This is a genomic window from Pseudomonas chlororaphis subsp. aurantiaca (assembly GCF_013466605.1).
Lineage (GTDB): Bacteria > Pseudomonadota > Gammaproteobacteria > Pseudomonadales > Pseudomonadaceae > Aquipseudomonas > Aquipseudomonas chlororaphis_I.
Genome location: NZ_CP059162.1, coordinates 5,844,389 through 5,864,394 on the forward strand (window position 1 = coordinate 5,844,389; position 20,006 = coordinate 5,864,394).

The 20,006-nt window shown below is 59.2% G+C and carries 18 protein-coding genes and 1 pseudogene; 14 read left to right on the plus strand and 5 right to left on the minus strand.

Annotation, left to right across the window (positions count from 1 at the left end):
• Positions 1 to 13 precede the first annotated feature (13 nt).
• Positions 14 to 2,338 (minus strand): penicillin-binding protein 1B, encoded by a 2,325-nt coding sequence (gene mrcB / locus H0I86_RS26710; RefSeq protein ID WP_180922784.1) that lies wholly within the window; start codon positions 2,336 to 2,338, stop codon positions 14 to 16.
• A 117-nt stretch (positions 2,339 to 2,455) separates the two neighbouring features.
• On the opposite strand from mrcB, the gene H0I86_RS26715 reads away from it, so the two are divergent.
• From H0I86_RS26715 to H0I86_RS26730, 4 genes are all read left to right on the plus strand, one after another.
• Positions 2,456 to 4,012, plus strand: coding sequence for a bifunctional aminoglycoside phosphotransferase/ATP-binding protein (locus tag H0I86_RS26715; protein WP_180922785.1), 1,557 nt, complete (start codon positions 2,456 to 2,458; stop codon positions 4,010 to 4,012).
• Between the two features lie 90 nt (positions 4,013 to 4,102).
• Positions 4,103 to 4,447, plus strand: a complete 345-nt coding sequence (locus tag H0I86_RS26720; protein WP_009050883.1) for a pentapeptide repeat-containing protein — start codon at positions 4,103 to 4,105, stop codon at positions 4,445 to 4,447.
• A gap of 212 nt (positions 4,448 to 4,659) precedes the next feature.
• Entirely contained in the window at positions 4,660 to 4,932 is a 273-nt protein-coding gene (locus tag H0I86_RS26725; RefSeq protein ID WP_009050884.1) for a TfoX/Sxy family protein, read from the plus strand.
• Positions 4,933 to 4,947: 15 nt separating this feature from the next.
• A complete protein-coding gene (locus tag H0I86_RS26730; RefSeq protein ID WP_180922786.1) occupies positions 4,948 to 5,748 on the plus strand; it encodes a Crp/Fnr family transcriptional regulator in 801 nt (266 codons plus the stop codon).
• 234 nt (positions 5,749 to 5,982) lie between these two features.
• Here the strand turns inward: H0I86_RS26730 and H0I86_RS26735 are convergent, their stop codons facing one another.
• From H0I86_RS26735 to H0I86_RS26750, 4 genes and pseudogenes are all read right to left on the minus strand, one after another.
• On the minus strand, positions 5,983 to 6,846 hold the full coding sequence (locus H0I86_RS26735; RefSeq protein WP_180922787.1) for a ChaN family lipoprotein: 864 nt from the start codon (positions 6,844 to 6,846) through the stop codon (positions 5,983 to 5,985).
• A 21-nt stretch (positions 6,847 to 6,867) separates the two neighbouring features.
• On the minus strand, positions 6,868 to 7,635 hold the full coding sequence (locus tag H0I86_RS26740; RefSeq protein WP_180922788.1) for a heme ABC transporter ATP-binding protein: 768 nt from the start codon (positions 7,633 to 7,635) through the stop codon (positions 6,868 to 6,870).
• Positions 7,635 to 8,618, minus strand: a complete 984-nt coding sequence (locus H0I86_RS26745) for a FecCD family ABC transporter permease (protein ID WP_164486131.1) — start codon at positions 8,616 to 8,618, stop codon at positions 7,635 to 7,637. Before H0I86_RS26745 ends, H0I86_RS26740 begins: the two co-directional genes overlap by 1 nt.
• Positions 8,619 to 8,668: 50 nt before the next feature.
• Positions 8,669 to 8,842, minus strand: a pseudogene (locus tag H0I86_RS26750) (hemin ABC transporter substrate-binding protein); the annotation flags it as partial.
• Positions 8,843 to 9,136: 294 nt separating this feature from the next.
• Between H0I86_RS26750 and H0I86_RS26755 the strand changes: the two are divergent.
• The 10 genes from H0I86_RS26755 to H0I86_RS26800 all read left to right on the plus strand — a co-directional run bounded on the left by H0I86_RS26755 (position 9,137) and on the right by H0I86_RS26800 (position 20,001).
• Complete coding sequence (locus tag H0I86_RS26755; protein WP_180922789.1) at positions 9,137 to 10,111, plus strand: hypothetical protein; 975 nt, start codon at positions 9,137 to 9,139, stop codon at positions 10,109 to 10,111.
• A gap of 54 nt (positions 10,112 to 10,165) precedes the next feature.
• Positions 10,166 to 11,385 (plus strand): IS3 family transposase gene (locus H0I86_RS26760; protein ID WP_373369362.1). Its coding sequence is split into 2 segments (ribosomal slippage): positions 10,166 to 10,511 and positions 10,511 to 11,385, totalling 1,221 coding nucleotides; the frame shifts between segments, so codons are not numbered across the junction.
• A gap of 843 nt (positions 11,386 to 12,228) precedes the next feature.
• Complete coding sequence (locus H0I86_RS26765) at positions 12,229 to 13,950, plus strand: AMP-binding protein (protein ID WP_180925918.1); 1,722 nt, start codon at positions 12,229 to 12,231, stop codon at positions 13,948 to 13,950.
• 62 nt (positions 13,951 to 14,012) lie between these two features.
• Positions 14,013 to 15,095, plus strand: coding sequence for a hypothetical protein (locus H0I86_RS26770; RefSeq protein ID WP_180922790.1), 1,083 nt, complete (start codon positions 14,013 to 14,015; stop codon positions 15,093 to 15,095).
• Between the two features lie 23 nt (positions 15,096 to 15,118).
• Complete coding sequence (locus H0I86_RS26775; protein ID WP_180922791.1) at positions 15,119 to 15,370, plus strand: acyl carrier protein; 252 nt, start codon at positions 15,119 to 15,121, stop codon at positions 15,368 to 15,370.
• Positions 15,371 to 15,429: 59 nt separating this feature from the next.
• Complete coding sequence (locus H0I86_RS31960; protein WP_219637300.1) at positions 15,430 to 16,278, plus strand: hypothetical protein; 849 nt, start codon at positions 15,430 to 15,432, stop codon at positions 16,276 to 16,278.
• Positions 16,275 to 16,823 (plus strand): hypothetical protein, encoded by a 549-nt coding sequence (locus H0I86_RS26785; RefSeq protein ID WP_180922792.1) that lies wholly within the window; start codon positions 16,275 to 16,277, stop codon positions 16,821 to 16,823. Before H0I86_RS31960 ends, H0I86_RS26785 begins: the two co-directional genes overlap by 4 nt.
• A gap of 26 nt (positions 16,824 to 16,849) precedes the next feature.
• On the plus strand, positions 16,850 to 17,839 hold the full coding sequence (locus H0I86_RS26790) for a ferritin-like domain-containing protein (RefSeq protein WP_219637301.1): 990 nt from the start codon (positions 16,850 to 16,852) through the stop codon (positions 17,837 to 17,839).
• The gene (locus tag H0I86_RS26795; protein ID WP_180922793.1) at positions 17,784 to 18,824 is read left to right on the plus strand and encodes a beta-ketoacyl-[acyl-carrier-protein] synthase family protein; all 1,041 of its coding nucleotides are present in this window, start codon (positions 17,784 to 17,786) and stop codon (positions 18,822 to 18,824) included. Before H0I86_RS26790 ends, H0I86_RS26795 begins: the two co-directional genes overlap by 56 nt.
• Before the next feature lies 1 nt (position 18,825).
• Positions 18,826 to 20,001 (plus strand): type III PLP-dependent enzyme domain-containing protein, encoded by a 1,176-nt coding sequence (locus H0I86_RS26800; protein ID WP_180922794.1) that lies wholly within the window; start codon positions 18,826 to 18,828, stop codon positions 19,999 to 20,001.
• The last annotated feature ends 5 nt before the right edge of the window (positions 20,002 to 20,006 follow it).

Consider the following 20,006-nt stretch of genomic DNA (forward strand, 5'->3'; position numbering starts at 1 on the left):
AAACCCTCTTCGCTTAATTCATCCAGCCCTTGACCCAATCCATCACCGACTCGCCGGACGCCGGGCTTTCGCCACCGCATGCCGGGCCGGGAGGAGGTTCACTGCCACGAATATACGGCATCTGTACGGCCCCCGGACAGTTGGCATCGGAGCCTTGCCCGGTCCGCGAGTCGACCCAGGCCTGCACCACATTATCCGGTTGCGGCATATCCAATGGCAGCGGATCGGCCTTGCGCATGAAACTGGTCCAGACCTGCAACGCGCCAGTGGCGCCGGTGAACGGTGTCTTGCCGTTGTCATCACGCCCCAGCCAGACCACCGCCAGCAGATCCTGGCTGAAACCGGCGAACCAGCTGTCGCGGGAATCGTTACTGGTACCGGTCTTGCCCGCCAGCGCCAGGGAGCGCGGCAACACGTTATAGACCGAGCTGCCGGTACCTTCGCGCATGACGCGCTGCATCGCGCTCTGGATCAGGTAGATCGAGCCCGGGTCGAAACGTTGCTGGATCTGGAACGGATAACGCTTCAGCGGCTCGCCTTCGGCGGTCAGCACGCTGCGGATCCCGCGCATCGGGGTATTGAAACCGCCGTTGGCCAGGGTCTGGTACATGGTGGCGACCTCCATCGGGCTCAAGCCCCCCGCCCCCAGCAGCATCGAAGGGAACGCCGGGAATTCGCGGGTGACGCCAAGGCGTCCCAGGGTCTTCAGCACGTTCGGCACACCGACTTCCAGGCCCAGGCGCGCGGTCGACAGGTTATAGGAATGGGCCAGCCCCTGATAAAGGAAGACCGTGCCATGGGAACGACGGTCGTAGTTCTGGGGCTTCCACACTTGCCCGTCGCCGCCTTTCACCGAGAAGGCCTCGTCGGAGAGCCAACTGGTCAGGGTGTACTGGCTGGGTCTCTCCAGCGCCGTCAGGTAAACCGCGGGCTTGATCAGGGAGCCGATCGGCCGCACCGCATCCAGCGCCCGGTTGAAACCGGCAAAACCGGCCTGGCGGCTGCCGATCATGGCCTGGACTTCGCCGGTTTCCGGGTTGGTCACCACCATCGCCGCTTCGACCTCATCCGACCCCTTACGTCCGGCTAGACGCTTGAAGGTGTCACCAACCGAAGCCTCGGCCTTCATCTGCAGAATCGGGTCGAAGCTGGTGAAGATCCGCAGGCCTTCCTCGGTCAAGTCTTCGTCGCGGTAATCTTCACGCAGTTGACGCTTCACCAGGTCCAGGAAGCCCGGGAACGAGCTGTCCGCCAGGCTGCCGCGCTTGGTCACGCCCAAGGGCATTTTCTTCGCCGCTTCGACCTGCTCCGGTGTCGCCACACCCTGTTGCGCCAGCAGGTCGAGCACCAGGTTACGCCGCTCCAGCGCACGCTCCGGATAACGACGCGGGTTGTAATAGGACGGCCCCTTGACCATCCCCACCAGCAAGGCGATCTGATGCAACTTCAGTTCGGCCAGCGGCTGGCTGAAGAAGAACTGGCTGGCCAGGCCGAAACCATGCACCGCACGCTGGCCGTCCTGACCGACGAAAACCTCGTTGAGGTACGCCTCAAGGATCTCGCGCTTGTCGTAATGCAGCTCAAGCAGCAGGGCCATCATCGCTTCGGTGAGCTTGCGGCTCAGGCTGCGCTCGTTGGTCAGGTAGAAGTTCTTGACCAACTGCTGGGTCAGGGTACTGCCACCCTGGCGCATGGCACCGGACGAAGTGTTGACCCACACCGCCCGGGCAATCGACTTGGGCGACACGCCAAAGTGGCTGTAGAAATCCCGGTCCTCGACCGCTACCAGGGTTTCCAGCAGATAAGGAGGCACCTGATCGATCTTGATCAGGATCCGGTCTTCGAGATTCTTCGGATACAGGCCGCCGATCAGCAGCGGCTCCAGGCGCACCACGGCCAGTTTCGAGCCTTTGCTGCCCGCCAGCTCGGCCACGTAGTCACCGGAAAAACGCACCCGCACCGGTTGCGCCTGTTCCATGCCTTCATAGAACTGGAAACCGCGGGTATTGAGTTCAACGGTATTGCCACTGACCGACGCGGCACCAGGGCCGTTGACCACGCTTTCGCGGCGATAGCCAAGTGCGTCGAGTTCGGTGAGGAAATCGTCCTTGCTGAGCTTCTGTCCGACGAACAGCTCCAGCGGGCGCGCATAGACCTTGGCCGGAATGGTCCAGCGCTTGCCGGAGAATTTCTCCTGGACCACGGCATCGAGATAAACCGCAAAGCCGGCGAGCACCACCAGAGCGACCAGACCGAGCTTCAAGGCCCAGCCCAGCCAGGGGCGCAGGCCACTAGACGGACGTTTTTTAGCGGAACGAGGGGATCGAGTACGAGTCATGGCGGCGGATTATACGCACTTTATTCATAGTCAACAGGAGCCGCCCGAGGTTTGCGTTAGCCCTGCCAGCGGCCATAATGACGCCCTTGAATTTTCCCCGACTCTGAAGGATCGCCTGTGAGCCAATCCCTGATCGCCGCCCTGCAAAACCCGGCCCTCTACCCGCATCCCGTAGACGGATTCCAGGTCATCGAGACCCATATTTCCTGGGTCCTGCTCACCGGTCCCTATGCCTATAAGCTGAAAAAGCCGGTCAACTTCGGCTTTCTCGATTTCACCGGCCTTGAAGCGCGCGGGCACTTCTGCGGCGAAGAGCTGCGTCTCAACCAGCGCCTGACCGATGATTTGTATCTGGAGGTGTTGCCGATTACCGGCAGTGCCGAAGCGCCGCAGATCGCGGGTGACGGCCCGGTCATCGAATACGCGCTGAAAATGCGCCAGTTCCCGCAAAGCCAGCTGCTCAGCACGCTGCAAGCCAATGGCGAACTGACCACCGCGCACATCGACGAAATGGCCCGGCAGATTGCCAGGTTCCACCTCGACGCCCCGCGGGTCCCGGCGGCCCATGAAGCCGGCACCCCGGAAAGCGTAATGACGCCGGTGCGTCAGAACTTCGAGCAGATCCGCCCGTTCCTCAGCGACAAGGCCGACCTGCAGCAACTTGAAGCCCTGCAAGCCTGGGCCGAAAGCAGCTTCGAACGCCTCAAGCCACTCTTCGCCCAGCGCAAGGCCGAGGGTTTCATCCGCGAATGCCACGGCGACATCCATCTGGGTAACGCCACGCTCATCGACGGCAAGGTGGTGATCTTCGATTGCATCGAGTTCAACGAGCCGTTCCGCTTCACTGATGTCTATGCCGACGCCGGCTTCCTCGCCATGGACCTGGAAGACCGTGGCCTGAAATGCCTGGCACGCCGCTTCATCAGCCAGTACCTGGAACAGACCGGTGACTATCAGGGCCTGGAGCTGCTGAATTTCTACAAAGCCTACCGCGCCCTGGTACGGGCCAAGGTCGCCCTGTTCAGCATGCCGGCCGACGCCAGCCCGATGCAGCGCGCCACGGCCCTGCGCCAGTATCGCAACTACGCCAACCTGGCAGAGAGCTACAGCACCATTCCATCGCGTTTCCTGGCAATTACTTCTGGCGTTTCCGCCGTTGGCAAAAGCCATGTGGCCATGCGCCTGGTGGAAGCTTTGGGCGCCGTTCGCCTGCGCTCCGATGTCGAGCGCAAACGCCTGTTCGGCGAGCAGCAGGTACAGAACGATCCGAATGTCGGCATTTATAATGCCCAGGCCAACACCGCGACCTATGACCGCCTGCATGAACTTGCCGGTATCGTCCTGCGCGCCGGCTTCCCGGTGGTCATCGACGCCACCTACCTCAAGCGCGACCAGCGTGATGCCGCGGCCAAGGTAGCCGAAGCGACCGGCACCCCTTGCCTGATCATCGACTGCAACGCCCCGCAGGCCGTCATCGCCAGCTGGCTGGCGCAACGCCAGGCCGATCGCAACGACCCATCGGACGCGACCCTGGCCGTGATCGACCAGCAGCAAGCCAATCGCGAAGCCCTGAGCGCCGAAGAAGTGCTGCGCAGCAAGCGCGTCGAGACCAATGAAAGCGGGAGCCTCGACGCCCTGGTCGCGAATATTCGCCAGCGTCTCCCAGGTTTGTAATCAACTATTTCAGCCGTGAAACCGCAAAGGCTTCACGGCTGAAAAATAGTGGCACTATAATGGCGTCATAATTCCAGCAGGTGACGCCCCATGAGTCAGCCCAAACTTCTCGACACCCCCCTTTACGCTTTGCTGCACAAAGACGACATCGACGGTTTTAACCGGGAGCGCCCGAAAGACCAGACTGTCGACATGCGCGGCGGCGATTTTCGTGGGCTCGACCTACGTGAACTGAACGCTGACGGCATCGACTTCACCGACGCCTACTTCCGCTCTGCCGACCTGCGCGGCCTCGACCTGCGCAATTCCGCCATGGAAGGCGCCAGCCTGGCCCATGCGCAGATCTCCGGCGCCTACTTTCCGCCCGAACTGACCGCCGATGAAATCCTGATGTCCGTCAATTTCGGCACTCGCCTGCGCTATCGCACCAAGTAATCGCCGCTTTTGCTCCAAGGTCCGGCGCTCTCTGCCTTACGCTGGACTTGGCCTGCGTCCTTCCCTCCCCTCCCTCTGCTTCTGACGTACTTTCCTCTGTCGCCTTAGAAGCTTTTGCGCCAAAGCCGACCAAAGAACAGCGCTTTTCCTACTGAACGCTACACTCCTTTGAGACTTGCCCACGCACCATTCGGCCGTCGCAAGGAGGCTTGATGAATGATGAATTGCAACACCTTAAGAACCTTGGCAAGACGTCGGCACAATGGCTGCATGCGGTGGGCATCCATAGCGCTTCGGACTTGCGCCGCCTGGGGGCGGTGGATGCCTATCGGGCCGTGCGGACCCGAGGTTTTCGAGCCTCGAAGGTGCTGCTGTACGCCATCGAAGGCGCACTGATGGATGTGCACTGGAATGACATTCCGGCAGAACGCAAGGAAGCACTCAATAAACAGCTGGACGCCATTTCTTCACGCCACAAGAACTGACCTGGCAGGCTTTTTATGTATCTACTGGGGGAGCAACCGGCTTACGCCGACGCCTTGATCAATCGGCTGCAGAGCATCCCGCCGCGCCTGCTGGAAGGCCTGCTGCCGTCCGGCGACGTAATGGAAGTGGCCCCTTCCAAGGACCTCTCCAGCAGCCTTGCCGACAGCCAGCTGTTCCTGCTCGAAAGCGGCCAGGTACAAGCCAGCATTGATGAGCGCCCACTGTTTTATCTGCATGAAGGCGATCTGCTCGGGCTACGTCGAGGAGCAGACCTGCCGCGCTGGCAACTCAGCAGCGAGCAGCCGTTGAGCCTGATCCCCTATCAACGCTCCGCGGTGTTCCAGCATCTGTATGCCGACGAACAGCGTTCCGAACTGTTTCTGCAGTACCTGATCGGACAAACCGCCCTGCTCTCCGATGCCGTTGCCCGCATCAAGCAGCCCGAGTTGCGCAACAGCAACGGTTTTCAACGCGTGGCCAAGGGCGAGGTGCTGATCCGCCAGGGCGATGACGCCGATCATGTGTTCGTCATTATCGAAGGGCACGCAGAAGCCTTTGTCGACGGACACAAGGTCGGAGACGTGCCCAAGGACGAGATCTTTGGTGCGATGGCCATTTTCACCGGGGAGAAACGCAACGCCAGCGTGATTGCCAGCGAGCCATGCACCCTGATGCTGATCCCCAAGAGCCAGTTTCTCAGCCTGACCCAGAGCAATCCACGTATCGCCCATAGCCTGATCGAAAGCATGGCGCGGCGGATCGACCTGTTGAACAAGGAAGTCAGCCGCCTGCACAGTCTGAGCGCCAACCTTTAAAGTTCAATGTTTACAGGCAATCCAAACGAGCGTTTGGCAGAATTCGCAGAAACAGGAAAAACCTTGTTGACTTGGAAATGAGAATCGTTATGATTATCACAACTGGTCGCGAGATCAGTCGATAACCTGGAAGACCAGTGGTTCGGACTCTCAGATTATCTCCTCATCAGGCTAATCACGGTTATTTGACCCGGCTCTTGCCGGGTCTTTTTTTGCCTGAAAAAAGCCATCCGCCTACTGGCGCATCTCGGCGCAGTAATCCTTCTCCGGCAGCCGCGCGCTGTACCACACATAATCCGCGCTTTGCGCCGATACCTGCGTGCCCTTCTGCGCCAGCATCAGCACCAGGGTGCCGTTCGATGCATCGAGGTCCTGCAGATGAACCGGCACTCCGACATCCTTGCGCGCATGGAAGGCCCCGGCAAAAAGCAGCGCCGGCGTCGGTGCAACCAGCAAGCGCTCGGCCATGCGTCGGTCACGCTGCTGCTGAACCGCCAACATCGCCGGCATCTGGCTTTCGGGCAGCAGCCCACAATGGGAGTCACGGACTTGCTGCAACAGCTCGTTGCGCACCGACACGGCATTCGAGCGCTCGCCACTCAAGGCCGGTGCCTGACGATAGATAGTGCGAACTTCGGAGCTGTCCAGATTCGCGGCCAGCAACGGATAAGGCTGGAATAACGCATAACGCACGATAGGTCCGTACAGCGCCCAGTCCCAACCCGGCGACCAGGCCAGCGCGCTAGGCAGATCCTCGGGCAAGCCCTGCGTCGCCCGGTGTTGACGGAGCGAATCGACCCGTGGTTGCTGGTCCGGCGTGAGCATCTCCAACAGCAGGCTGCCTTGCGCACGCTGGGTCGCTATCGCCCGCAACAACCACAACTGCAAGGCATGATGTTCGGGGTGGTCATGCTGTTCGCCGACAATCACCCGCGGCGCCCGGGACAGACGAACGACCAGCTCCTCTGGAGTCAGGACTTTTCCAGTGCGCAGATCCTGAATCGCCTCGCTCTCAGCCTGGACCGGAAGTTCAGGCATGACCGGCACGCCCTGGCAGGCGCCCAGCAGCAACACACTCAGGATCAATAGCACACGCATCCGGCATCTCCGCGAATCGCCTCAGCGGGCGATGATCAAAGGGTGGCCGCGCTCGGGATGCGCCTGCACCAACACCTCCAGCCCAAACACCGCCTTGAGCGGTTCGGGGCGCAGCACCTGCGCCGGACTGTCCAGCGAGTGGGGCCGCCCGCCTTCGAGCAGCAACAGGCGATCACAATATCGCGCGGCGAGGTTCAGATCATGCAGGATCACCAGGACCGCGACTCCACGATCGGCAAATTCGCGGATGGCCTGCAAGGTGACATGTTGATGCAAAGGGTCTAGGGCCGAGGTCGGCTCATCGAGCAACAGGGTCTGGCCGGCCGCGCCCGGCCATAGCTGCGCCAACACCCGGGCCAGGTGCACGCGCTGACGTTCGCCACCCGACAAGGCCACATAGCTGCGACTGTGCAGATGCCCGGCATCCGCCGCTTGCAGGGCTTGCATGACGATCTCGTCATCCCGTGCCCGGCCGCTTTGATAAGGCAGGCGGCCCAGGCCGACGACCTCCTCGACCCGGAAGGCGAACTCGAGCGTCGAACTTTGCGGCAGTACCGCCAGCCTTTGCGCCTTTTGTCCGCCGTCCCATCTGCAGAGTTCGCACTGGTCAAGCCAGACCTGGCCATGATCGGGTTTCAGCTCGCCGCACAAGGCCGCCAGCAAGGTGCTTTTACCCGCACCATTGGGCCCCAGCACTCCCAGCACTTCACCGGGCTTGAGTTCGAGGTCGATCCCCTCCAGCACGGTTTTCCTGCCACGGCGCACCGCCAGATTTTCCGCTCGCAGCATCAAGCGCGCCCTCGCAACAACAGAAACAGAAAGAAGGGTGCACCGATAAAGGCGGTCACGATGCCGATGGGCAACTCCGCAGGTGCCAGCGCCAGGCGCGCCACCAAATCGGCCAGCAACAGCAGGCTGGCGCCGGCCAGTATCGACGCCGGCAACAAGGTCCGGTGGTCAGGCCCCGCCAGCAGGCGCACCAGATGGGGTACCACCAGCCCGACAAAACCGATCAGCCCGGCAGCGGCGACAGCCGCACCGACACCCAGCGCGGTACAGAACACCAGTTCTCGCTTCAGCCGTTCAACATCGATCCCCAGATGACCGGCCTCGGACTCGCCCAGCAGCAAGGCATTCAAGGCCTTGGCCCGGCGCGGCAGCCACAACGCCACAGCCGCACTGACCAGCAACAGTGGCCACAATCTCGAATAACTGGCGCCGTTGAGACTGCCCAGGTTCCAGAACGTCAGGGTACGCAAGGTCGCATCGTCGGCCAGGTAGGTGAACAGGCCCACCGCCGAGCTGGCCAGCGCCGTCAACGCAATCCCGGCCAACAGCATGGTCGCCACATGGGTCTGGCCGTTGCGCCGCCCCAGGCGGTAGACCAGCCACGCCACCACCAGACCACCGAGAAAGGCGCAGAACGACAGCAGGTATGGACCAATCGCTTCCGGCACGCCGCCCAGCAGCGCGCCACCGACGATGGCAAAGGCCGCGCCCAGCGCCGCGCCACTCGAGACGCCTACCAGCCCCGGGTCAGCCAAGGGATTGCGAAACAGCCCTTGCATGGCCACGCCGGACAAGGCCAGCACGCCCCCTACCGCCAGCCCCAGCAAGGTGCGAGGCAAGCGAATCTGCCCGAGGATCAGCTCGGCCTGCTCCAGCCCCTGCCCCTCAATAGGCAGGCCCAGCAAACGCAGGGCGGCGCGCAGGGTATCGAGCAGCGGCAGGCTGACCGGCCCGAGCGCCAGGGACAACCAGATCGCCAACAGACACAGCAGGCTCAGGCCAATGAACAACGCACGGGGTTTAAGCAAAGGGGTCATTGGGCGGTGCTGGCCTGGCCCGGCGCGGCTGGGTAGAAATCGGTCGACAGCCTTTTCAGGTTCTGTGGCAGGCGTGGCCCCAGCCCTCCCACCAGCAAGGTCGGATCAATCTCGAAGACCCGGCCGGCCTTCGCCGCAGCGCTGGCGGCAAGGATCGGGTTTTCCGTGAAAAAGGTAATCATATTTACTGTTACACCACCTTAGGCCCAATAAATATTGGATGAGACGTCATGTAACTGAGTTTCTGTTACAGGACGTTCATATTTCAGGATAAACATTTCACTTCTGAGACCCATAGACCGCACGGTGGTCGACCCAATCGAGGTAGGGAATTCTCTTATCGCGCTGTAATTTCAACTGGCCGATTCTGGCCGGTAGATGGAAGTCATATAGCGCTTACATTTTCGTTTGCCTAGTGGCACATTGCATTTGAATGATTCCCTAAAAATTGCAATGGATAGCGTATGCGCCCTCAAGACAACCCTTCTAGCTTTACTGGTTCCTCCTGGAAGCGTTGGGATCCGCACATCCATACCCCTGGCACCTTGCTCAACGACCAATTTGATGGCGATTGGAATCTATACCTCACCGCGCTGGAAGCCGCCGCTCCTTCTATCCAAGCCTTGGGCATAACGGACTATTTTTCTATCGAAAGTTATCGGACGATCCGGCGATGGAAATCGCTGGGTCGGCTATCAGAGGTGGGGTTGATCTTTCCCAACGTGGAAATGAGACTCGACATCAAGACCGAAAAAGCGAAGGGAATCAATCTTCACCTCCTTTTCTCTCCTGAAGAACCCGATCACGTAGAGCATATAGATCGACTTTTATCCAAGCTCACATTCGAATTCAACGATCGAAAGTACGCCTGTACCGAAAGTGAGCTGGCGCAACTTGGACGAGCATTTCATGGGCGGACGATTGACGATGCCGCCGCTCGGCGAATTGGCGCAAACCAATTTAAGACTCAGTTGAGTGATGTGAAGCATTTACTCAAAGATGGATGGGCGCAGGAAAATGTGCTCGTAGCTGTGTCTGGCAGTAGCGTTGACGGCACCGCGGGGTTGCAGGCCGACAGTTCATTTGCTGCCACCCGCCAGGAAATAGAGCGCCTCGCACATATTGTTTTTTCCTCCAATGCAGGCACACGCAAGTACTGGCTTGGGCAGGGTGCGTTGGATCGCAAGGCCATAGAAAAAAAATACCGTTTTTTGAAGCCTTGCCTTCACGGATGTGATGCGCACGCTGATGCGAAGGTGGGGAAGCCTGCTGATGACAGGTATTGCTGGATAAAGGGGGATCTCACATTTGATACCTTGCGGCAAACAGTCTTGGAGCCTGAAGAACGGGTTTGGATTGGTTCGGAGTGTCCGGACACGAGCTTGCCATCTTATTCCATCAGTTCAATGAGCACGTCGGGTACTGAACGAGCCCCATGAAAGACAGGACACTGTTTCCCCCTTACGATAAGGGATAGGCAAACGGTTATGTTTATGACTAACAGCAACGATAAGAGTGGGGAGCTTTTGGGCCAGGAGCGGCGGCGCCGCTGGAGCCCAGAGCAAAAGCTGGCCATGGTTCGCGAGAGCCTTGAGCCAGGACAAAGTGTGTCGGTCGTCGCTCGGCGCAACGGCATCAATGCCAATCAGCTGTTCTTGTGGCGCAAGCTGTATCAGGACGGCAGCCTGTCGGCGGTCAGTGCTGGCGAAGCCGTGGTGCCTGCCTCCGAGCTGAGCGATGCGCTCAAGCAGATCCGTGAACTGCAACGGATGCTGGGCAAGAAAACGATGGAAGCCGAAATCCTCAAAGAGGCCGTGGAGATCGCCCGGTCGCGAAAATGGATTGCGCACTCACCCTTGTTGCCGGGGGACGACCAGTGAAGCTGGTCAGCGAATGTCTCGGTGTGGCGCGCTCGCAATTAACGGTTCGAATCAAGCAATCGGTATCGCCCAAAGTACGGCGAAGTAGGCCTGTGGACGATGCTGCGCTGGTGGTCGAAATCCAGCAACAGGTCAGCGAGCTTCCCAGCTATGGCTACCGTCGTGTCTGGGGATTGCTGCGTCGCGCCCGTGAAACCCAGTCGCTGCCGGCGATCAACGTGAAACGAGTTTACCGGGTCATGCGTGATCACAACTTGCTGTTGGAACGTCGACTCAAACAGCCCGGCGTGCCGCGTCGGCACGAAGGCCGTATTGCGGTGAAAACCAGCGATACGCGTTGGTGCTCGGACGGCTTTGAGTTCCGCTGCGAGGACGGGGCCAAACTGAGCGTGACCTTCGCCCTGGACTGCTGTGATCGCGAGGCCATCGGCTGGGTCGCGAGCCCGACCGGGTACAGCGGCGATGATATCCGCGACTTGATGCTGGAAAGCGTGGAGAAGCGCTTTGGTGATCAACTGCCCGTCACGCCGGTGCAATGGCTAAGCGACAACGGCTCGGCGTACACCGCCGAACAGACACGCCTGTTTGCTCGACAGATCGGCTTGCAGCCGGTGACCACCCCGGTGCGCAGCCCGCAGAGCAACGGCATGGCCGAGAGCTTCGTGAAGACGATCAAGCGTGACTACGTGGCGCACATGCCCAAGCCGGATCGAGAAACGGCGTTGCGTAACTTGGCAATTGCCTTCGAGCATTACAACGAGCAGCATCCGCACAGCGCCTTGAATTACCGTTCACCGAGGGAGTTCAGGCGCTTGGCGCCAGCATCAATTTAACGGGGAGTTGGTGTCCGGTTTTGTAGGGGCAAGTCCAGCTTACGAAGCTGATCTCGACAGGTCGAACGCCACAGATCCAGGCATGAGCCGATCCCTGTCGGCAACGCAGACCTCAGGCTTTCGTCGCATCCGCCTCGGCACAACCGCTCACCGCCCCGATTACCGTTATTCGTAATTCCGGAACACGATCCAAACCCGCGTCGCTTCGTTTAGCGGTTGCCAGCTCACACAGCCCCTGGCAGTTCACGTTGCGGATCGCCGTTCGCAACGGCAGCCGGCGCGGCTCCAGCCAGGCTCATGCCAAGCCAGCGTTTTTACCCGCAAATCGCTTACAGCGATTTCCCGCATTAGATACTGCACAAAGAACTTGCAACTTACCTGTTCAGGCCAGCACATGCGAAAAACCCATGAAACCTTATAACTCCCCGCTGCACCCGACTCACAACGCCGCGTTAACTTACATGCTACGCTATAACCCCAGCATCCTGCTCAGCAGAACTTCAAGTTGATCGGGGTGTTTCGACGTACCGGGGCCAAGCCATAGGAAAAACTTCGAAAACTGTACAACGCATACACCTCCTACAGATAGGCGACGAAAAAATGAAGCATGTTTCATGTTCGCTTTATCCTGTTTACAACCGATAAAAACCGCCTATAGTTCTATCAGCAACACGAAAACAGCAACTTCAGTGATCATTTGCACGCAGCACTAGCTCACTCAATACTTTGGCACAAGCAACCTGCTGAAACAGCCAAGTAAAATTTTAGCTACTTGCCTTTACTGCTATAAGAACTATCACATGCGGGCTAACCGGCCAGTAGGGAGATCGTTAATTGGATACTATGACTGCGGTTATTTTATCGGCTGTGGATAACTCGCCCAACAGTGCCAATCGGTACATCACTGTTATCGAAGAAAATGGTGAAGAGAAACGCATCTCCTATAGCGCATTGGCTCAGCAGGCCCTGGCCGTCTCCTCGGCTCTTGTTGAGCTCGGTGTGCGTCGCAACGATCTGGTTATCCTCGCGTTGCCGGCGTCTATTGATCATCTGATATTACTGGCAGGTTGTGTGTTAATCGCCGCCCTGCCCTGCACGGTGCCCCTGCCTGGCCGGCTTACGGCCGATTCGCCGCGCAATCAGGTTTACCTTGCCTGCCAGGCATTCACACCACGTCTGCTGATCGCCGGGCCCGCCAATACCGCGATGCTCGGGCTCCTGCTGGCGTCCCTGCCAACACGCGTGATTTCGACAGATGAGGTGACCGTAGCGGCCCGCACGGGTTTTCGCCCTCACGTACAGCGCTGTCACGCTAGCAGCGGCCATCATGTGCAATTGACCTCAGGCTCCACCGGCCAGCCCAAAGCAGTGATATTGAGTCATCGCAATGTCATGGCCAATGTTCTGGGGATTGGGGGGGCAATCGGCTATGACCCTGAGCGGGGTGATGCCACGGCCTCGTGGCTGCCCATGTATCACGACATGGGTTTGGTGACGCTATTGTCCAACCTGTACTACCAGGCACCGCTGTTATTGATGCAGCCCGCCAGCTTTATTCGCAATCCTCTGGGCTGGCTCAAACGCATGGCGCACTTTGGCGCCACCACGACGGCATCGCCAACGTTCGGTCTGCAGTATTGCATACGCCGCTATCGCGAAGCGTCAATGTCCGGCGTTGATCTGAGCCAGTTGCGTAATATCTTCGTCGGCGCCGAACGAGTGGATGAGAAGTGCCTGAGCGACTTCTTCCAGACATTTGCTTCCCACGGCCTCTGCCGCTCTGCGCTGCAGCCTTGTTACGGCATGGCAGAATCGACACTGGCCGTGACCATGCATGATACGAACGCCGAGGCACGCAGCGAGTGCTCCTACCTTGTCGCGGACCGTATAGACGCCGACTCGTTGCTTGAGCATTGGCAGGCCCGTCGCGCCAACGCTGATAGCCGCACAGTGGAAACGGTACTGTCGATGGGGCGCCCCATTGCCGGCATGCAGGTGGAGATTCGGGCCCCGGACAATGACCGAGCCAAGGACCGGGAGGTCGGTGAAATATTCATTCGAGGCTCGTCGGTCATGTCCGGTTATATGCCTGCCCAGGGGCAGACCGAGCCTTATCAAGACGGCGACTGGTTCGGCACCGGGGATCTGGGCTATCAGGCCGATGATCATTTGTATGTTCTGGGACGCAAGAAAGAACTCATCATTATCCGGGGCAGCAATTATTTCCCGCATGAAGTCGAGGATATTGTGGCCTCCCGATTTAGCCTGGATAACGAGTCCCCGGCGATCGTAGCAATCGGTGTACACGACAATACGCAAGGTACAGAAAGCTTGCTGATTTTCATCGAGCACGAACAAATCGAAGCGCATGCGCAACTGCGCACTGAACTGCAGGCACAGTTACGCAACAAACTTGGCTTTGCCGCTCATGCCATATTTTTTGTGCCCACCGGCAAGTTGCCACGCACCACCAGCGGCAAACTTCAAAGACTTAAATGCAGGGATTTTTATTTAGACGGAACTCTGCCTCTGCAAAAATCTTCGCCTGCAACGATGCCGGCCTGACGGCAAATATTCAAACTTTGCGGGCCACTTAGAAGTTTATACGTATAAAGGGATCGTTATACATGTCAGTGCTCACTTCCAGCGGTCGGGTTAACTGTTCGCTCACACAACTGGCCGTGCAACCGGTTATTTATCGGCTGTCGACTTACGGTGAACTGCCGACGCATTTACTCGAAATTCTTAGTCGCGCCGCTACACGGCTGCTGGATTCGGACATGCTGATTGCGCAGACCCCGCGACCGTTTGAACAGCATCTGCCTGCCGGTCGAGCGGCTCTCACCCTATCCCTGCCCACACATACGCTGGAAAACAGCCTGGCGCGAATCGAGCAGGAAGGTCTGGCGCGGCACTATCGATTGTTCATGCAAAATTTCGCCCATCTGTTTTCGCTCTTTCTGACACCCCAGCAATACGAGCGAGCCCGGGCCTGTATCGAGAGCGGCAGCCACCTGCGGTTTTTGATGAGTGACGCCGGAGGGCCTAGCCTTTCGAGCTGGCGCACCGTGGCCCATCCTGAAGAGGATGGCTACACGCTTGAGGTTGACAAGGTCTGGGGCATGTATGCCCACCTCGACGGTTTGGCGATTGTGGCCGCCCGCACCAGCGGATCGTTTTTCCCTTCCGCTTTTTTGGTCTGGCCGCAGCAATACCAGACGCTTAAGCGCACTCCTTGCGGAGAGCCTTTTCTGGGTGAAGTCATGCAGCTGGGTAATGTCAGAGGCACGATAAAGGTGGCGCAGGCGGATCGGTTGAAAATCGGTGGCCCCGCGGTACTGAATAAATACCTGACCACCGTTCGACCGTTTCTGGTCCGCGCGCTGATGGCTCATCTCACCTGGCTGGAACGCGAGGGACGCCTGGTGATGACCGCACAAGAACGCGCCTCCCGTGATTTCATTGCCGCCGCTGCGCGCGCCAAGACCCAATCGGACCGTTACGACAGCGAAGACGTGCACCGCGTCCTAGCTCTGAAGTTCGCCTCAAATGAATTGCTTGTCCATCTGGTCGGCGACGATGCGGTCAAGCATTTCGCCGATCAGCGTGACCTGTTGGCGTTTACCAAGATGGAAGGCAGCTCATACCGGTGTTATCACGAACTGCGGGCCGGCATGGGCGTTCATGCGCCTCAAGTGCAACCCGCCTGATTATTTACCAAGGAGAAATACCCATGACCAGCAATAGCGAAACCCTCAACACCCTGGAACTCCTGCAAAAGGAAGCCGCCAAGATTCTCAATATCGAGACCGTCGAACCCCATGTCGGCCTTGGGGAGCTGGGCATCGACTCGCTCAATGTGGTCGAGCTGATCGTGTACTGCGAACAGCTCTACGGCGCGATCGACCCGGAACAGCTCAACATCACGCAATACACCACGCTGGGCCAGATCGATGCCCAGCTTAAGGCACAACAAGCCGCATAAGCGTCCGTTCTGTACAGATCAAAGGCCCCCACATGAACTCGCAGCCCCCCACAGCGCCAATGCCTCCTGCAGCCCGTGCCGCTTTCGAAGTGCATACTCTGGCCTATGAGCGCACTGAGACACCGTTTGTCTCGGCCACGGCCACCTTGGCAGAGGCAGCCCTGGCACTGGGGCTGCGAACGGGTAAACAAGCCCAGCGCTATGCGAGCGAAGCGGGGCCTATTGATGACTATGTGCTTAGTTCTACTGTCTTGTCACAGTTTCTGGCCGACGGCTCGTCCCAGACGCAGAATTTTCAATCGGCCATCGCCGCCACCTGCGGCCGTCGCCCGGACTGGCTCACCAATGCCTACGAGTGCACCGGCTGGGGTTTTATTCTGCGCCATGTGCAGCAAAAAGCCCGGCTTAGTGGCCCTCGCCGTCTATTGCTGCAAATTGTCGACACCGACATCCACAACTTTACCTATTGGCTGGGTACTCACCGCTGGGGCAAATCGGGTTTTGGCATTTGCACCCTGGTCATTGATGTGGCGGCCAGTGACGAAAACACTCCGGCGCTCGGCGCCAGTTCTCCCGAGCAAGGTCTGCTGGCCTTGGGCCGAGGCCTGAGAAACATGATTCAAAGCCGGCCCGGAATGAGCGTGGCCGTACCTTTTTTCCCCCAAATGTCCCGCCGCGCCCTGCTCAAATGCTTCAACAGCGCCTCGGTGCATACCGACCATTATCCGCGCTTCGGGCACTCCTTCGGCAGCGACCCCTGGCTTTCCTTGCTGGCCGAGCTCACGGCAGGCACCGCGCAAGCCGACAGTGACTGCCTAGTCAGCTCGTTGGCGCTCAACGGCTATTTTGCGATCGCTCAGGTCACGTTGGCTCGCGCGCTGCGTTTTTCCCTGGAGGGCGAGGTATGACGAACGTACAAACCTGTTCTTTGCAGCTGCAGCGCAATCCCGACCAAGGCCGGGCCATCCCCTGCTCGGTGCATAACCTGCCATTGCTGGAAGCGAACGACTATGCGCGGCGAGATGCCTATGTTCACTACAACCCTGTGCCGGTGTTGGTCAACCACAGGCAGTACTACGCATTGCTTTCGCAACTGGTGAAACAGGCCTGGGACCGTCTGGGGTCCCAGACCCGCGTTCTGCTGCAGATGCGTCTGCCTTCCCTTGACTTGGCGCTGCCAACCAACCTGCTCGACCCGCGCGTCACCCTGGGCGCCTATCTTTGGGCCGAGGCCCTGCTCTGGGCGCGCCAGGGCACACCAGTGGTCTGGATCAGTACAGAACATATACGGCGTGATCTGTGGGATCGCGGCGACAACCGCCTGCAAATCGCGACGTGGAACACACCGCAGGCACCCTCGGTTGAGGCGCACTTCCTTCCGGTGCTCGCAGATTTCGACGCTACGCGAATCACACGCCCTTCTTCGCATCGGCGTCTCTCGGTGCAGCCATGACCATCCCCCCATCCTCGAGGTGCCCCATGCCGACAATGCCTGCGCATTGCGCTGATGAACGCCAGTCGTTCAAATGGAATTTCTCTGTCGACGCTGCCATGTCCCAGACGTACGACTTCAGTGATCAGCAGCTGCATGCGCTGTATCAGAAAACCAAGGCCTATCAGTGGAATGTCGACACCGATATCGACTGGAGCTACGCGCTTAATCCCGACAATCCCCTGGGCATGCCTGATGGAACCTTGTTGATTTATGGTTCCGATCTGTGGAACAAGATGGATGAAAAAAACCGCGCCGAAGTCCGCCATCACTGGCAAGGCTGGACGTTATCTCAGGTGCTCCACGGCGAACAGGCGGCGATGATTTGCGCTGCGAAACTGGCCGCGGCAGAAGAAAATCTGTCGGCACGCCTTTGCGCCGCCGGTCAGATGATCGATGAAGCGCGCCACATCGAAGCTTTTGGTCGCCTGGTCAATGACAAGCTGCCAGTCAGCTACCCGATCAGTCAGGCGCTTAAGGGGTTGCTGGAAGACACGATTACCAGTCGCCAACTCGACATGACCAACCTGGGCATGCAAGTGCTGGTCGAAGGCATCGCACTGTCATTGTTTCAAAGCATTGTCGCCTACACCCGCGATCCTTTTATCAAAGACCTGGTGACGCGTATTCAGCGGGACGAAGCGCGACACTTTGCCATTGGCCGAATCACATTGTGCCGCGTGTACAAGGAAATGAGCGCCACGGAACGCCGGGAGCGCGAGGAGTTTGTCACCGAAGGCGCTTACACCCTGCACGAGCACCTGTGTGCCGACGATATCTGGGAACCGATGGGCCTGTCGAAAAAGGAATGCAGCCACTTGGTCAGGAACTCCGAAGTTGCCAACGCCATGCGTCGCTCCATTTTCCGCCGGCTGGTGCCGACCATACGTGACATGGGGTTGCTGACACCCCGCGTGCGTGATGCCTTTGAAAAACTCAAAGTGCTCGATTACGCCGCCATGCCGCTGCCGGTCTAGGAGAAATTCGATGACGCGCCCTACCCCCGTCCCCCACAGCGACCCACGCCCCCCGATTGGCATTGACGCCGCGGCTTACGAACTGCCTGGCGAACCTAAGGATATCCGGCAATGGGGGCGCCAGCAGCAATGGTCGTCCGAGCGCATCGAACAGCTGCAGAGGGCCGGCTGCCGCTATTTTCACTCGGCGGCGGACCTGGACGAAGTCGAACTGGCCAAGCGCGCAGTCGCACGGCTGCAAGCCGAACACGGTTTCAGCAGCCGTGACATTGGTGCCTTGATCCATGTGCATACCGGCCTGTTTAGCGTTCCGGCAGCGCCCCGCAGTCTGCCGCTGGAAGTGGCCGCGGCCTTTGGGATCAAGCCGGTCTGGGCAGGCTCGATTGCCCAGCTCAACTGCTCATCGATCAGCGCCGCCATCGGCCTGGCGCAAGCCTTGATAGGCATGCACACCCAGCTGCAGGCAGTGCTGATCGTGTCAGCGGACCGGGTCTTCATCGAACGGTTTCGCATGATGCAGGCCAGCCTCCTCAGCGATGGGGCCGGCTGCTTGCTGATCACTCGTAACAGCCGACGCAATCGGGTCGGCGCAACGGTGGTGCGTAACTATGGACGCTGGTTCCTGGGCGCTGTGACCAATACCACGGTGAAACAGGAAATGTTCAACCTGGAATGGCACTACACCCGCAAGGTCATGCAGGAGGCGGCGACCGAGTGCGGGATGACCCTGAAGGATTTCGCCTGCATCTTGCCCTACAACTCCAATCAGACCGGATGGAATGCCTTCTCCAAGGCATTGGGGCTGCCGGCCACGGCGGTGTTTTGCGACAACATCCGAAAAAAGGGTCATGCCTTTGGTTCGGACCTGGCGATCAATCTGGTCGACATCGGCTTGAAGTCAGTCGATGCCGGCGCGCACCTGATGAACATCACAGAATCGGACAACGGTTCTTTTTCGGCATTGACCCTTCATCCTGTGAATTGACATGAATCCGACCGACATTATTGCGCCGCTGCACGGCGATCTCCCGGCCAGCGACGACTGGCTGATGAGCCTCAAAACACCTTGTTATGTGTATGACCCTTCAGTGGTGCTGGCACGCTTTGCGGCGTTGCGCCAGCGCCTGGCCACATCGTTGATTGTCTCGCTCAAGGCCAACCCAAATCTGGACCTGCTGATCCGTTGCGGCCACGCTTTCGTAGATGGCATCGAGCTGGCCAGTCAAGGTGAACTGGACCTGGTCGCCGGTCGCATCCATGCGCCCAAGTATGTGAACAACCCCTCCATGGACGAGCCTTTCATGCGGGCGGCCCTGGCATCGCGGTGCATCTTTATCATTGACAGCCTGGAACAAGCCCAACGCTTGATTCAGGTCGTCGGTCAGCAACCGCCTCCGCAAACGGTATTGCGCTTGAACGCCTGTGAACTGGTGGGGATGGAGGCGCACCTGGCCGATCATTTTGGAATGAGTCGTCACGATGTGTTATTGACGGCCAAGGCCTTGGCGCACGCCCATATTCCCGTCATGGGGCTGCACGTGTTTGCCGGCTCCCATCATTTTCGGTTAGACAATAGCGGTGCCGATGCGGCCGACCTGGCTCATGCACTGGCGGCTTTTGCCCCGAAGGTCGCCCACGTCACCGGGAAGCCGATCACCTTTCTGAATCTGGGAGGTGGTTTTACCGAGCACAGCGATAGCCAGGAGGCGACGTTTGACACCTACCGACAGCGTCTGGCAAGCCTGCTCCCCTCCTTTACCCTCGCCCATGAGAGCGGACGCGCCATCTTTGCCAGTGCCGGCACCTTCGTCACCCGGATACGTGCGGTCAAAGTGCTGGGTGAGCGCTACGTGGCCATCTGTGATGGCGGCCTGAGCCACAACTTCCTGCTCGCGCGAACCGAATCGCTGCTGAAGAAATACGCACAGCCACGCTTGCTGCGCCAGCGCAAGGCATCTGCCGATGACCAACAGCGACCGATCCAGTTCGTCGGCAGTACTTGCAGCCGTGCTGATGTGATCGGCTGGCAACACCAAGCTTGCGCCGCACCCGATGCGGGCGATCTGGTGATATTCGAAAACTGCGGCGCCTACCACCAGTCGTACAGCGTCAGCGGATTCCTCTCGCACAAGCCCGCCCACTCCTATATCCATCAATCCTGAGGAGG

What these genes read in the sequence shown, in the direction of transcription:
- H0I86_RS26735 (WP_180922787.1), bottom strand. Translation starts at nt 6,846, where the DNA reads ATGCGTGTGCTATTGATCCTGAGTGTGTTGCTGCTGGGCGCCTGCCAG.
- H0I86_RS26770 (WP_180922790.1), top strand. Translation starts at nt 14,013, where the DNA reads ATGTCAGTGCTCACTTCCAGCGGTCGGGTTAACTGTTCGCTCACACAA.
- H0I86_RS26800 (WP_180922794.1), top strand. Translation starts at nt 18,826, where the DNA reads ATGAATCCGACCGACATTATTGCGCCGCTGCACGGCGATCTCCCGGCC.
- H0I86_RS26740 (WP_180922788.1), bottom strand. Translation starts at nt 7,635, where the DNA reads ATGCTGCGAGCGGAAAATCTGGCGGTGCGCCGTGGCAGGAAAACCGTG.
- H0I86_RS26790 (WP_219637301.1), top strand. Translation starts at nt 16,850, where the DNA reads ATGCCGACAATGCCTGCGCATTGCGCTGATGAACGCCAGTCGTTCAAA.
- H0I86_RS26775 (WP_180922791.1), top strand. Translation starts at nt 15,119, where the DNA reads ATGACCAGCAATAGCGAAACCCTCAACACCCTGGAACTCCTGCAAAAG.
- H0I86_RS26730 (WP_180922786.1), top strand. Translation starts at nt 4,948, where the DNA reads ATGTATCTACTGGGGGAGCAACCGGCTTACGCCGACGCCTTGATCAAT.
- H0I86_RS26785 (WP_180922792.1), top strand. Translation starts at nt 16,275, where the DNA reads ATGACGAACGTACAAACCTGTTCTTTGCAGCTGCAGCGCAATCCCGAC.
- mrcB (WP_180922784.1), bottom strand. Translation starts at nt 2,338, where the DNA reads ATGACTCGTACTCGATCCCCTCGTTCCGCTAAAAAACGTCCGTCTAGT.
- H0I86_RS31960 (WP_219637300.1), top strand. Translation starts at nt 15,430, where the DNA reads ATGCCTCCTGCAGCCCGTGCCGCTTTCGAAGTGCATACTCTGGCCTAT.
- H0I86_RS26765 (WP_180925918.1), top strand. Translation starts at nt 12,229, where the DNA reads ATGACTGCGGTTATTTTATCGGCTGTGGATAACTCGCCCAACAGTGCC.
- H0I86_RS26725 (WP_009050884.1), top strand. Translation starts at nt 4,660, where the DNA reads ATGAATGATGAATTGCAACACCTTAAGAACCTTGGCAAGACGTCGGCA.
- H0I86_RS26795 (WP_180922793.1), top strand. Translation starts at nt 17,784, where the DNA reads ATGCCTTTGAAAAACTCAAAGTGCTCGATTACGCCGCCATGCCGCTGC.
- H0I86_RS26755 (WP_180922789.1), top strand. Translation starts at nt 9,137, where the DNA reads ATGCGCCCTCAAGACAACCCTTCTAGCTTTACTGGTTCCTCCTGGAAG.
- H0I86_RS26720 (WP_009050883.1), top strand. Translation starts at nt 4,103, where the DNA reads ATGAGTCAGCCCAAACTTCTCGACACCCCCCTTTACGCTTTGCTGCAC.